Annotated in this window: 14 protein-coding genes; 8 read left to right on the top strand and 6 right to left on the bottom strand. The window is 41.2% G+C overall.

The genetic code is table 11. The features are described 5' to 3' along the window. Nucleotides 1–23: 23 nt before the first annotated feature. From galM to PSE60_RS15735, 5 genes are all read right to left on the bottom strand, one after another. Nucleotides 24–1064 carry a galactose-1-epimerase gene (gene galM / locus PSE60_RS15715; RefSeq protein WP_272665990.1) on the bottom strand — a complete coding sequence of 347 codons (1041 nt, stop codon included), beginning with the start codon at nt 1062–1064 and terminating at the stop codon, nt 24–26. A 33-nt stretch (nt 1065–1097) separates the two neighbouring features. Continuing rightward, entirely contained in the window at nt 1098–2252 is a 1155-nt protein-coding gene (galK, locus tag PSE60_RS15720) for a galactokinase (RefSeq protein ID WP_272665991.1), read from the bottom strand. A gap of 80 nt (nt 2253–2332) precedes the next feature. Further along, the gene (locus PSE60_RS15725; protein ID WP_272665992.1) at nt 2333–3385 is read right to left on the bottom strand and encodes a UDP-glucose--hexose-1-phosphate uridylyltransferase; all 1053 of its coding nucleotides are present in this window, start codon (nt 3383–3385) and stop codon (nt 2333–2335) included. A gap of 401 nt (nt 3386–3786) precedes the next feature. Then, nucleotides 3787–5112, bottom strand: a complete 1326-nt coding sequence (gene uhpC, locus PSE60_RS15730) for an MFS transporter family glucose-6-phosphate receptor UhpC (protein WP_210836029.1) — start codon at nt 5110–5112, stop codon at nt 3787–3789. Nucleotides 5113–5296: 184 nt separating this feature from the next. Beyond that, complete coding sequence (locus PSE60_RS15735; RefSeq protein WP_272665993.1) at nt 5297–5926, bottom strand: NAD(P)H-binding protein; 630 nt, start codon at nt 5924–5926, stop codon at nt 5297–5299. A gap of 209 nt (nt 5927–6135) precedes the next feature. Here PSE60_RS15735 and hemP point away from each other — a divergent pair, with 209 nt between their 5' ends. From hemP to PSE60_RS15775, 8 genes are all read left to right on the top strand, one after another. Then, complete coding sequence (gene hemP / locus PSE60_RS15740) at nt 6136–6309, top strand: hemin uptake protein HemP (RefSeq protein ID WP_004912942.1); 174 nt, start codon at nt 6136–6138, stop codon at nt 6307–6309. Between the two features lie 431 nt (nt 6310–6740). Further along, nucleotides 6741–8759: a TonB-dependent hemoglobin/transferrin/lactoferrin family receptor gene (locus PSE60_RS15745; protein WP_371031623.1), complete on the top strand. Its 2019-nt coding sequence runs from the start codon at nt 6741–6743 to the stop codon at nt 8757–8759. Nucleotides 8760–8784: 25 nt separating this feature from the next. Continuing rightward, nucleotides 8785–9834: a hemin-degrading factor gene (locus PSE60_RS15750; protein ID WP_140170952.1), complete on the top strand. Its 1050-nt coding sequence runs from the start codon at nt 8785–8787 to the stop codon at nt 9832–9834. A 16-nt stretch (nt 9835–9850) separates the two neighbouring features. Beyond that, complete coding sequence (locus tag PSE60_RS15755; RefSeq protein WP_210836035.1) at nt 9851–10672, top strand: heme/hemin ABC transporter substrate-binding protein; 822 nt, start codon at nt 9851–9853, stop codon at nt 10670–10672. After that, nucleotides 10669–11670: a FecCD family ABC transporter permease gene (locus PSE60_RS15760; protein WP_140170956.1), complete on the top strand. Its 1002-nt coding sequence runs from the start codon at nt 10669–10671 to the stop codon at nt 11668–11670. The genes PSE60_RS15755 and PSE60_RS15760 overlap by 4 nt, the downstream gene beginning before the upstream one ends. A gap of 2 nt (nt 11671–11672) precedes the next feature. Further along, nucleotides 11673–12461 carry a heme ABC transporter ATP-binding protein gene (locus PSE60_RS15765; protein WP_272665994.1) on the top strand — a complete coding sequence of 263 codons (789 nt, stop codon included), beginning with the start codon at nt 11673–11675 and terminating at the stop codon, nt 12459–12461. 282 nt (nt 12462–12743) lie between these two features. Beyond that, nucleotides 12744–12956 (top strand): HEAT repeat domain-containing protein, encoded by a 213-nt coding sequence (locus PSE60_RS15770; protein WP_004912957.1) that lies wholly within the window; start codon nt 12744–12746, stop codon nt 12954–12956. Between the two features lie 278 nt (nt 12957–13234). Further along, a complete protein-coding gene (locus PSE60_RS15775; protein ID WP_210836041.1) occupies nt 13235–13453 on the top strand; it encodes a HEAT repeat domain-containing protein in 219 nt (72 codons plus the stop codon). A gap of 74 nt (nt 13454–13527) precedes the next feature. On the opposite strand, the gene fghA is transcribed toward PSE60_RS15775, so the two are convergent. After that, nucleotides 13528–14364: an S-formylglutathione hydrolase gene (gene fghA / locus PSE60_RS15780; RefSeq protein WP_272665995.1), complete on the bottom strand. Its 837-nt coding sequence runs from the start codon at nt 14362–14364 to the stop codon at nt 13528–13530. Nucleotides 14365–14371: the final 7 nt, after the last annotated feature.

Consider the following 14371-nt stretch of genomic DNA (forward strand, 5'->3'; position numbering starts at 1 on the left):
AGCGGTGTTAATCAACAGTAGGCTTAAAAAATAAATTGATAACACGTTTCACTACAATATATTTGATTAGGCTGTGAAATCGGGCTGTATCGCTCCCCCCATTCAGGGTGATTAACTGCATCGGGTGGAAATTGCGTTTCAAATGCAACACCAGAAAAAGGCGTATACGATTTTGTTTTACCCGCAACTGAAATCAAATAATTCCCTGTATAAAGCTGCATAGAGGGCATTGTTGTAGAAATATTCATTTTTACGTCCCCTTCAGGAGCACACAGCGATGCCACCGTTTGCCGCCCATCAATACGAGATGTTTCGAGAATAAATGTGTGATCATATCCCCCAGCAGAAACTTGGTCGTTATCTTGGAGAAAATCACGGCCAATGAGTTTGCTTTGACGAAAATCAAAATTGCCGCCAGTCACATTACGCCACTCTCCACTGGGGATCCCTGTTTTATCTGTCGGTAAATAACAATCACTGCAAATCGTAAGAGCGTGATCTAGAGCTGTTTTTTCACTACCTTCACCCGCCAAATTAAAATAAGCATGATTGCTTAGGTTCACAGGGCAGCTCTTTGTAGTTTGGTGTTTATAGCGGATAATCACTTGGTTTTCATCCGTTAATTCATAACTCACCTCAACGTTCAGTTCCCCAGGAAAACCTTGGTCACCATCTGGCGAAATAAGTGAAAAAATAACCTGTTGAGCACTAGTCTGTGAAATTGCCCAAACTCGATAGCTAAAATTATCTTTCCCACCATGTAAGCAATTCGCCCCTTGATTGGCTGATACTAAATAATTTTCACCATGAATAGAAAAGCGTGCATTCGCGATACGGTTAGCCACGCGTCCCACTGTCGCCCCCAAATACACGTCTTGTTCCTTCTGTTTATCCATGTTTGGTGAACCTAGGATAACGTCTCGCTTCCCACTCGCTAGTGGTAAAATACAACTTAGCCAACTTGCCCCTAAACTTGTCAGGGTAATTTCCATATCATTTTTGTTGGTTAACACGACGACTTTGGGTGAACCTAATGTCTGATTTTTTTCTTGAGTAAACATCATGTTATTTCAACTTCTCAATGTGTTGATTTGCTTTTAACGCACCACACTCGCACCTGAGCTAGGTTGGCATACATAAATATCGGCTTGTAAACCTGTCGCTTTCTGGTATTGCGCTTCTACCGCGTCAATCACTGGTTGAACACATTGCTGCTGCATCACCGCAACCACACAGCCGCCAAAGCCCCCTCCGGTCATACGTACCCCACCTTGAACACCTAAAACGGACTTAACGATATCCACTAAAGTATCAATTTCTTTAACTGTGATTTCAAAATCATCACGCATGGAAATATGTGACTGCGCCATTAATTCGCTTAGTTGCAATAAATCATTTTGCGTTAATGCTTTTGCTGCCGCCAAAGTACGCTCGTTCTCACTGATCACATGTTTGGCTCGCTTGGCAACGACAGGAGATAATTGGTGTTGCTGCTGCAAAAAATCATCAAATGTGACATCGCGCAACGCTTTCACTCCAAACAAATTGGCAGCTTCTTCACATTGTTGGCGGCGTGTATTGTATTCACTCCCAACTAAGCCTCGTTGCTTGTTTGAATTGATAATCATCACAACCAAATCATCAGGTATGGAAATAGGAAATAACGCCAAACTGCGGCAATCAATAAGTAAAGCATGGCCAGCATCCCCACAAGCTGAAATCAGTTGGTCCATAATGCCGCAGTTACAACCAACAAATTGGTTTTCAGCTTGTTGGCCATTCAGCGCGATATCTTGTTGACTAATATCTAATTGATACAAGGCCTTAAATGTTTGTCCAATTACAACTTCTAGTGAGGCTGAAGAGCTTAATCCCGCACCCTGCGGAACGTTTCCACTGACTGCAATATCGCAACCATTAAACGAAAACCCTCTTTGTAAGAGAAACTTCACTACACCACGTATATAGTTCGCCCACATTTTTTCAGGCAAAAATGTAATATCACTATCCAAACTGAATTCATCGCACTCATTATGGTAGTCAGCCGCAACAACTCGGATAATGCGATCATCACGTTTTGCCGCTGCAGTCATTGTTTGGTAATCAATCGCACAAGGCAAAACAAAACCATCATTGTAGTCTGTATGCTCGCCGATGATATTTACTCGTCCTGGCGCTTGAACATATATTTCAGGTTGATAACCAAAGGTTTTTTCAAACGATGTGGCAACAGTTTGCTTTAACGTTTCCATTTTTAATTATCCTTAATACGTCATTTGGTTAACCTGGCAAACAACCAAGTTAATTATAATTTGGTAAAATATCTAGCGATTTAACTTTGTTTATAGTGGCAGTCACTCACATCACGTAAACGTTGTGCCGCTTGCTCTGGCGTGAGGTCTCTCTGGGTTTCTGCTAACATTTCATACCCCACCATGAACTTTTTCACTGTCGCTGAACGCAGTAATGGCGGATAAAATAAAGCATGTAATTGCCAATGTTCGATACTTTGGCTTTCATTCATAAAAGGCGCAAAGTGCCATCCCATTGAATAAGGGAAAGAACAATGAAATAGGTTATCGTAGCGACTTGTGAGTTTTTTTAGCGCTATAGCAAGGTCTGCACGAATGGCTTCATTCACTTCATCCATGCGGCGAATATGTCGTTTGGGTAGTAACAATGTCTCAAATGGCCAAGCCGCCCAATAAGGAACAAGTGCAATCCATTCTTGAGTTTCGACAACAATCCGTGAGCCATCTTGTTGTTCTGCTTGAATATAATCAATTAATAAATTACGGCCATGACGTTGATAATATTGCGAGAGGAAGTGGTCCTTACGTGCGATTTCATTGGGTAAAAAATCACTCGCCCAAATTTGCCCATGAGGATGAGGTTGAGAACACCCCATTATTTCCCCTTTGTTTTCAAAAACTTGAACCCAAGCATAGCGTTCACTTAATTCGACGATTTGTTGCTGCCATGTTTCGATGACACCTTCAAGTTCAGGCACAGACAGCTCTGGCAGTGTTTTACTGTGGTCCGGAGAGAAACAGATTACTCGGCTAACACCACTAACCGATTGTGATTGAAACAACTCAGATTGATTATCAGGCTGGGCACAGGGTTGTGCTAATAACGCACCATGGTCATTTTGGAATACATAAGTCCCTTGGTAGTTAGGATTGACCTCCCCTGAAACCCTTGTATTACCCGGGCAAAGAAAGCAATGTGCATCATACTGAGGTAAATCTTCTATTGATGGCTTTTCATCTTTACCACTCCATGGACGTTTTGCTCGATGGGGAGACACTAACACCCATTGGCCCGTTAATGGGTTATAGCGACGATGGGGGCAATCAGAAGGGTTAAATGGCATTGTATTCATCTTATCTGTCTCCTCAACTTCATCACCATTGGGGATATTTGATTGCTATCCGCAGCCACCCACAGCCCTATCATCAATCGTTGATCCTGTTGCATTTATCTTCTCCCTCAATACTGCTTAAACATAACTTCACCTTCAAACCTGTCGTTACCACGAATTATAGCAACGAGTTTCAATAGGATTCTGTGATCCATCTCGATTAGTGTAAACGTTTACACAAAAATATAAAGCTATCCATTTTGAGTATGAAAATAATATTTGGCTGCAAGTTAAGTAAAAAGCCGCCCCTTAGATGGGCGGCGATGTAAGTAATCGGGTTTATTAGCACAAATTCAGAGGTAGGTTTGCAAGCAACCAAGCCGACTATCGTAGGCTTGGTTTAGTATAACGCTATAGAAGAATCAACCTTCTACGCTGACTTTTTTCTTCGTCATTACCATTGCAATAATTAACAGTAAAATTAAGAAAATGGATAAAGCTAACAGTAAGGAATAAAAACCATTCCATTGGTATTTTTCAATCACGATTGATAATGGATACCCTGCGATTGATGCCCCAATATAGGCAAATAAGCTGACAAACCCTGTTGAAGCCCCAGCGGCATTTTTATGTGAATTTTCAGCAGCTGCCATGGCAATCAAAAATTGAGGGCCAAAAATGAAGAATCCTGTCATAAAGAACAAGAAAGAAAACACATATTCGTTATCAACTGGAACTATCCATAAACAGAATGAAGTGATAATAATCCCGAGCGCATAAATGACATTCATTTGCGCACGATTGCCTTTAAAGATTAAATCGGAACCCCATCCTGCAACAATAGCACCAAAAAAACCGCCAATTTCAAACATCATGACGACCGCATTTGCCGACAACAAATTAAAACCGTGCTCTTCAATTAAATACAAGTTTGCCCAGTCATTTATCCCTGTTCTGACGATATAAATCACCGCATAAGAAAGAGCGAGAACCCATAACACTTTATTTTTAAAGATATATTCGTTCAATATTTTGCCTAAAGGCAAACCCGCCCCTTTGGCTTCATATTTTAATTCTTCAAGGTCATTTCGCCATTCACCAACCGTAGGCAGCCCCATTGTCCGTGGTCTATCACGTAATAAAATACATAATCCAATACCAATCACAATGGCAATAATTCCTGGTATGATCATCCCGTAACGCCAGCCAAGCGCTAACGCAACACCACCGGATAAAATTGGAATTATTGCACCACCAATATTATGTGATGTATTCCAAATAGCCCACCAGAGCCCACGTTCATTACGTGAATACCATGTGTTAAGTATTTTGGCACAAGGCGGCCAACCCCAACCTTGGAAAAACGCATTCACCATCCACAATACAATAAACATACTGATTGAGGACGTTAAGCCGAACAGGATGTTTACCACCCCTGTCGCTATCAAACCGATCCCCATAAAATATCGTGGATTTGAACGGTCACCGATGATGCCAGAAAGGAATTTAGATGCCCCATAAGTCAGGTAAAATGCCGTTCCAACCATCCCTATATCGGCTTTTGTAATCCCTAAATCAACTAGCATTTCAGGCATTACAAAATTGAAGCTTTTGCGTGTGAAATAAAAAACGGCATAACCAATATAACTGACAATCATTAAGTGTAATCGCCAGTATTTATATTTAGCGTCGATTTCAGATTTCGACATGGTTACTGGTATATCTGGTTGTTCTTTAAATATTGACATATTCAACCCCGGCTAAAAGTACAAGCAGGCAAAAATATGACAATAATTTAGCTGCAACAATAAGCAAAAACACTTAATTATTACAATTATGTTACAGTTTTATTACAAAATGTTACCTCCATCAAAAAATAAATATTTTTATTTATTTCCTATAACACCCCAAACAAAAATGAACGACTCAGTGTTATATCAGCTGTTTAGATGAAATAACATGGACCCCTTTAGAGGGAGCCACAGCGGCCTCAAATAATGCTTTCGCAATATTTGTTGCGGGGCTAACTTGGCAACTAGCTGGCAGTATAGGTGATAGAAAAGAAATAATACGGATCACAATGACTTCACCCAAACGCGCTGTTTGCCGGTCACCACTAATCACATTCGGCCGAACCAAAGTTAAAGAGTCAAAACCCAGTGACATTAAGTCTTGTTCGAGCTGCCCCTTTACTCGGCTATAAAAAAAAGGTGACTTCGCATTTGACCCCAAAGCAGAAGTCAACACAAATGTCGTGCAGTGCCATTTTTTGGCCAGCTTTGCACAGGCTAAAGGATAAGTGTAGTCTACTTGACGAAATGCCGCTTTCGACCCTGCAGCTTTGAGAGTTGAACCCAGCGCACAAATCACCGCATCAACTTCCCATAATCCAGCCCCATCAGGAAAATGATTAAAATCTACAATAGGTGCTTGTAATTTCTCATGTTCTACTAATGCATGTCGTGTTGGCGCTATCACCTGAGTCACACGAGAGTCTGCCAGAGCCAATGATAAAACATGACTTCCCACAAGCCCTGTCGCGCCTAACAGTAATATTTTCATTTTATTCACCCATACAATGAATGGAGAAATTCAATTATAGCCTTGTCAGTGGGGTTCCACTAGATTAATGCTGTTTTTTCGTACGAACTCAGTTGTTTGTGGTTCTTTTGTTGTTTGATTGTGAAAATTGCTTGATATTAGTAATCATTCTAAAGATAATCATTCTCAATATCATTTCGATTATCAACAAACTGAGTATGGTAAATAATATGACAGCCCCAGTTGCAGAAAATACCGTCGAAACGGCAAAGCAAACCGTTAAAACTGACGTGATAGAAAGCCAACAGTTATTGGGCCCTGCCGGTAAGGTCTCAATTCAACATAATGGCGAACTTTATCAATTGAGACAAACGCGTACAGGTAAGTTGATCTTAACTAAGTAAAACCGAACCCAAAGTAAGTCGCACCAAAACTTAATTCGCAAGCCACCTAGGTCAATTATCCAGGCAGCCAGCTTAATCTAAACATAGGAAAAGGTTTCTTATGGAGTTTAAACTGACGTCTGTATTCCACATTTGTACCGCTAAATATCGAATTAGCAAGGATAGTCACTCGATACTTTACTATCGCACAGCGGTCGCTTTCATGTGCAAAATCCCAAATAGCCCTGCTGAACACAAACCAGTAGTCTGCTATTACCTCAGCTTTATACTTTCATTATGTGTTCACTCCTCTTGCTATGTTCAGACACTGCTTACATGCAATTTTTCCTGTGTCATACCGAATTCAGGTCCTCCAGACCAACGCATCGTCATCAATTAATGCGAATTCACTCTGCTTAATACAGATAAAAACTATATGGAGTATCACAATTATGTCCCCTGTTTTGCGAATGTCAGTCCTGACCAGTGCCATTTTAGGCGTGATAGCAAGTGCTCAAGCACAAACAACAGAGCCAACACCAAAAAAAAATCATCATGATGTGATGACCGTCTATGCCACAGGTAGCGAACGTGACAGCTTCGAAACTCCGATGATGGTTACCGTGATTAAAAACGATTCACCTGAAACAAAAACGGCCAGCACGGTCAATGATATTTTACGCAAAGTCCCTGGAATTGGCGTCACCGGTACCAGCCGAGCGAATGGGCAAGATATTTATATGCGCGGGTTTGATCGACGCGGCATTTTGACTTTAGTTGATGGTATTCGCCAAGGCACAGATACAGGCCATGTTAATGGCACGTTTATCGACCCGGCTCTGATTAAGCAAGTTGAAATCATCCGTGGCCCTTCAGCCTTGCTTTATGGCAGCGGTGCTATGGGTGGTGTGATTGCTTGGGAAACGGTTGATGCCAAAGACTTATTGCGTGAAGGCCAAGACCATGGTTTCCGTGTCTTTACCGAAGCCGCTACAGGCGATCATAGCTTCGGTTTCGGTGGTACCGCATTTGGCCGTAGTGATGACCTTGATGGGTTATTCAGCTTTGTGACAAAAGAAACTGGTAATGTCCGCATGAGTAATGGCGATGACATGAAAAACAAAGAAACCATCGGTAACCTGCTGGCGAAAGGTACATGGCAAATCGATGATGCACAAAAGCTTTCTGGCCAAGTGCGTTATTATAATAACGATGCCAATGAGCCGAAAAACCCACAACAAATCACCAGTACCAGTAAAAACTTAAAAGTGAACCGCACAACGCGTCAACGCGATGCGCAAGCCACTTACAACTTAAAGCCATCTTCGCAAGATTGGCTTAACCTGACAGTGACGCCCTATTATTCTGAGGTCAATATTACGGCTAAAGGTCAAGGCACCCCTTACGAGGGCAGGACACAGAAAACTTATGGGATGAAGGTTGATAACAAAACCAATTTCTATGATTTCCCTCTCGCTGCCCATAACTTAACGTATGGCAGTGAAGCTTATCAGCAAAAACAGACACCTTATGCCAACACAACCCAGTTCCCTGATGCAGAAATCACCTTTGCTTCTGGATTTTTACAAGATGAAATTAGCCTAAAAGATTTGCCTGTTTCATTTATTGTCGGCACGCGCTATGACCATTACAAATCGAAAGCCAAAGGTAATGATGAAACCAAAGAAGGCAAATGGTCATCTAAAGGGGCGGTCAGCATCACACCAACAGAGTGGTCAATGTTGTTTGCATCGTACTCTGAAGCCTTCCGCGCGCCAACCATGATGGAGATGTACAACGATGAAGTCCATTTCCCAATAGGGCCAATCTTTAATAAATGGCGTCCAAATCCAAATTTAAAACCTGAAAGCACCCGTACTGCGGAATATGGATTTGGCCTGCGTTTCAATGACTTATTAATGGAAAGAGACAACCTGCAATTCAAAGCCAGCTACTTTGATACCAAAGCCAAAGACTATATCAATACCTATGTCACCCCTGAGCCTGATTTTAGAAATCCAGAAAACAATTACACCACATCAATCAATACAAAACGCGCCAAAATTTGGGGCGTAGATGCATCTTTGGATTATAAAACAGACTATTTCAGATGGAACTTAGCCTATAACCGTACCACGGGCAAAAACGAATATAACGGTGAATCAATCACTTCCATCAAACCAGAGTCATTCACCAGTAACCTCTCTATTCCTGTTGCCAATAGCGGTTTTTCAGTGGGCTGGTTAGGCGAGTTTACGCGCCATACTGACTTCAATAAAGCCACTAAAGCCACCCCTCAAGCGGGCTATGCCGTACATGACTTCTACGTCAGCTACCAAGGTGACGGGCAGCTCAAAGGGTTAGGAACCAGTGTCGTATTAGGTAATGCCTTTGACAAAGAATATTACTCATCACAAGGCATTCCTCAAGATGGACGTAATGCCAAGCTGCTTGTCAGCTTCCAATGGTAATTCACACAATATTAAGGAGATAAACGTGAATTCAGCACTTTACGAGCGTTACCAACAAGCAAAAACAGAGAACAAAGCCAAATACGCTCGCGATCTCGCCGCCTATTTAAATGTATCTGAAGCTCAACTGCTGCATAGTCGTGTTGGTCACGACAAAGCTGTTCGTTTAAACGTCGACGCCCCCACTTTATTGACAGAATTAGCCACTGTTGGAAAAGTGAAAGCGATTACACGCAACGAATATGTGGTTCATGAGCAAGTTGGCCGTTATGACAATGCGACATTTAGCCCACATGGCGGCTTAATTTTAAACCCACGCGCCCTTGATTTACGGATGTTCTTTAGTCATTGGGATGCCATTTTTGCGTTAACCGAAGACAGCAAACACGGTGAACGCCATAGTATTCAATTCTTTGATAAACAAGGTGATGCACTACATAAAGTTTACACCACCGATGAAACGGATATGGCGGCATGGCAAGCACTGATTGAAAAATATGCCACCCAAGATAACCCGGAACTCATCCATGAAGCAGCCACTCCATTTACCAACCAACCCGTTAGTGAAGAGCTAAAACAACAGCTAGAACAACAATGGCGCAACATGACAGATGTTCACCAATTTTTTGTTCTCCTGAAGAAAAATAACCTCAGCCGCCAGCAAGTTTTCGCCGCAGTCAGTGATGATTTGGCTTGGAAAGTGCCTAATGATTCCTTCAATCAGCTGATTAACACTGCGTTCAAAGATCAAAATGAAATTATGATTTTTGTGGGCAACCGCGGATGTGTGCAAATTTTCACTGGTGAAATCAAAAAAATCATGCCATATCAAAGTGAAGGTTCAGACTTAAAGTGGCTAAATATTTTCAATCCTGATTTCACCTTGCACATGATTGAAAATGGTATCGCCGAATGCTGGGTTACACGTAAGCCAACACAAGATGGCCATGTGACAAGCCTTGAAGTCTTCGATAACCAAGGAAATCAAATCGCACAAATGTATGGGCAGCGTACGGAAGGGACTCCAGAGCAAGAGCAATGGCGCCAACAAGTCACCGCATTACCACGCATTTAAACCTAGGTAACTTATTATGAAACAATGGCTTCTAATCTTATCAACGCTGTTTATCTCTGTTAGTTCTTATGCAGCAGAACGTATCGTCACCTTAGGTGGTGATGTGACTGAAATTGTGTATGCACTCGGAGCACAAGAACAGCTCGTTGCCCGTGACAGCACCAGTCTTCACCCAGAGCAAGCGACCAAGCTCCCTGACGTGGGCTATATGCGTATGCTTAATGCGGAAGGTGTGTTGTCAATGCGTCCGACTTTAGTACTTGCGAGTGAGTTAGCTAAACCCTCAATGGCTCTCTCGCAAATCGAAAAAAGTGGCGTAAAAATTATTAAGGTGACAGGGAAACCCAGTTTAGAAGCCATTCCAGAAAAAATTACCACTATCGCTAATGTGGTTGGTAAAACAGAGCAAGGAAAACAATTGGTTAATCAATTTAACCAACAACTTAGCCAAATAAATACGGCACCTATCGATAAAAAAGTCCTGTTCATTATGAGCCATGGCGGCGTTCTACCATTAGCCGCAGGAAAGCACACCGCAGCAGATAGCGTGATTAACGCAATCGGTGCAAAAAATGCCATGAGCAGCTTCGACAGCTACCGTCCTTTATCCCAAGAGGGTTTGCTATCAAGCCAGCCTGATTTAATCATTTTTACTCAGGAAGGGGTTAAATCATTAGGCGGGATAGAAAAAGTGTGGAACTTACAAGGAATGTCAATGACCCCCGCAGGGAAAAATAAAGCGCTTTTGGTTGTTGATGATGTCGGTATGCTCACCTTCAGTTTAGGTACGCCTAAAGTCATGCAACAACTACGTGAGGCATTAGAAAAATCCCAATGAGTCGCTTTAAAAACCCATTTTTGGTGATTATCGTTTTATTGTTCGCACTTGGTGGTTTAGTTCTCATCGCGTCGAATGCAGGCGCAATGAACTTTTCATTAAAAGCACTGTGGCAGGCTTCTGCCACAGACTCGGATTGGCAAATATGGCTGAATATTCGCCTTCCTCGTGTGTTAATTGCCATCTTAGTTGGCCTTGCCTTGGCAGTGTCTGGCGCCATTATGCAAGGGTTATTTCGTAATCCACTTGCCGACCCTAGCTTACTCGGTATCAGTAGTGGCGCGGCTTTATCCGTTGCAGCATTTATCGTTTTCTCTGTTTCATTACCGACTGTGATGCAAGGTTATGGCCATGTTGCTGCTGCTTTTATTGGTAGCCTAACCGTTTCTTTTATTATTTTTAGCTTAAATCGTTCATCAAATGGCAACCTCGCAAAATTACTTCTCGCGGGTATCGCAATCAATGCACTGTGCATGTCATTCATCGGTGTTCTTAGTTATATCAGCAATGATCAACAGCTAAGAACATTTAGTTTATGGATGATGGGCACACTCGGTAATGTTGACTGGACGTCACTGACTATTGCCGCTTCAGTTATTCTTCCTATTTGTGTTATCTGCCTAATGCAGGGAAATAAGCTCAACATTCTACAATTAGGGGATGAAGATGCACATTACCTTGGGCTTAATGTTGAACGAACCAAATTTATTTTATTATTCCTCAGCGCTATGTTAGTCGGTTGTGCTGTTGCGATGAGCGGGGTTATTGGTTTTGTGGGTCTCGTCGTTCCGCATCTTATTCGTATGACACTCGGTCCAGACCATCGTTGGCTCATTCCTGGTTCAGCTATCGTCGGTGCGGGGTTATTATTGATCGCTGATACAGTAGCGAGGACTGCGGTTGCACCTGCTGAAATCCCTGTTGGCTTACTGACAGGCTTGATTGGTGGCCCCTACTTCTTATGGCTCATTTTGCGACAGCCTGCAGGGAGGATCTAAATATGCAAACCAAACCGTTCTTGTTAGAAGCACAAAATTTATCTTATAAAATTAGTGAAAAGACATTGATAGATAATGTGAGTTTATCTATTGATCAAGGTGAATTTGTCGCGATCATTGGGCCAAATGGCGCAGGGAAATCCAGCCTATTAAAATTACTAACTGGCTATAACACCCCAACTCATGGCACGTGCTTTATTGAAGGCCGAGCGATGGTTGACTGGGATCATAACGAATTAGCACGAAAACGTGCCGTCATGAAGCAACATAGCCATTTACAATTTGCATTTACTGTTGAAGATGTTGTTGCTATGGGGAGAACCCCCTACGGTTCTGAATATAAAAATACCGCCATTGATGAAGCGTTAACACAAACCAGTTGCCAATCACTACGGCAGCGGGATTACCGCCAACTTTCAGGGGGGGAGCAACAACGCGTTCAATTAGCACGAGTATTAGCACAATTATGGCAACCGACAGCTCAACCCGCTTGTTTATTTCTTGATGAACCCACTTCAGCACTTGATTTATATCACCAACAGCATAGCTTGCGGTTACTGCATCAACTGACGCGTCAACGACCATTAGGTGTTTGCTGTGTATTGCATGACCTTAACTTAACCGCTCTGTATGCAGATAAAGTGTTATTAATTCATGATGGAAAGCTTGTTGCTCAAGGTTCCCCTATTGAAGTTTTAACAACTGAAAATTTAACTCAATGGTATCAAGCTGACCTAGGTGTTACTCAACACCCAGAAAATAACACACCTCACGTTTATTTACGTCACTAACTAAGATCTAAAAAGTACTTTATTCAACGCACTTTAAGGGTAAAGTACTTTAATATTCTTACCTTAATAAAGAATTATTAAATCATACCGATTTTTATATGTTATCAATGTCTTTTAATAGTAATTACTCTCTTGATGCACTTCAGTTAATAAAATAGTTATTAGCCCAAAAAAGTGTAAAATCTATATAATCTGTTAATAAATTCGTAAATTTCAAAAATAAATCTCAAGTAATTTCACTTAGAATACCTAAGCATCGCGCAGGTATTTCAAAGGGTTTACATGGAAAACAATATTATCGAAACATTAATTGAGTTAACGCATCGTGGAAATGATGATGTTAAAATTGCAGCTATTTCTGCCTTAGGAGATTATAAAGTAACCGTTGAACAACAAAATGCAATCAACCGCTTACTTGAACTCTGTAAAGACCCCAATAAAGATGTCGCAGTGTCTGCAATAAAAGCGCTAAGTAAACTCTCCGACCATTTTTAATATACAAACAATATCTTTTTATCAATATTCTTTTTAAAATTAAAGTTTATTAATTAAACTTATTTAACTTTCTCGATCTCTCTAGTCACTAAATATGAACAGGTAATAATGTTTACTACCTATTCATACGCTAGTTCAACCACACCGTACCCAGATTAGTTGTGTTTTTTGATATTAATAAACACCTTCTTCTAGTAGCATCTTCAACATTGAAATTAACCTCTTAAAAAATAAATGAGTTTTAATTCATTTATTAATACCTATTAGCAGGATAATAAATGGATAACAAAGTTATAAATACATTACTTGATTTAACAAAAAGAAAAAATGATGATGTAAAAATAGCTGCTATATCCGCTTTAGGTGATTGCAAAATACGGCTGAAACAACATATTACGATTAACCGCCTACTTGAATTATGTAATGACCCAAATAAAGATGTCGCAATCAGCGCGATTAAAGCAATCAGCAAGCTCTCCCATGGGGTGGTCGAATAGTGACTTGAACATTATGACGATAAAATAATGGAAATAGTAAAGTGAAACCAATTAATGGTCTCACTTTATGATATTTAGTTATTATCGCTTAAATATCGTGCATGAAATGCAATATGTTCACCAATGAAACTACTAATAAAGTAGTAACTATGATCATATCCATGATGCAGATTCAAACGATATTCAAATTGTTTTTTATCACAAACATCCGCAAATAACTCGGGTTTTAGTTGCTCTTGATAAAAAGGATCTGCAGTACCGACATCCACTAAAATAGGTGGAATAGCCTCAGCCTTTTCGAGCAATTCAACGGTGTCATATTGAGACCAACCCATAGTATCTTCACCCAAATAAGCCATAAACGCTTTTTGTCCCCAAGGAACCTGGGTTGGAGCAACAATCGGAGAAAATGCAGATAAACTACAATATCGACCAGTATTGCGTAGGCCAATCATTAAAGCCCCGTGCCCACCCATGGAATGGCCAAAAATAGAGCGTTTTTCTGATACAGGTAAATGTGTTTCGACTAAATCAGGTAGCTCAGACACAATATAATCATACATTTTGTAATGATTACTCCACGGAGCTTGCTGCGCATTCACATAAAAACCTGCACCTTGCCCTAAATCATAGGCCTCGTCATCAGCGACCTCAGTACCGCGAGGGCTGGTATCCGGTGCAATAAGGATCACGCCATATTTTGCCGCAAATTGTTGGGCTCCCGCCTTAGTGATAAAATTTTGCTCATTACAGGTTAACCCTGATAACCAATAAATCACTGGGCAGTTGACTGTTTTCGCTTGTGGCGGTAGATAGGCTGCGAATTTCATTTCACAACCAAGCACAGTAGATTGATGTTGATAAACATCCTGCCAGCCCCCAAAACACGCATGGCGTTCAATTCTCTCCATCAAAGAC

Origin of the sequence: Providencia sp. PROV174 (assembly GCF_028480685.1) — a bacterium.
Lineage (GTDB): Bacteria > Pseudomonadota > Gammaproteobacteria > Enterobacterales > Enterobacteriaceae > Providencia > Providencia rettgeri.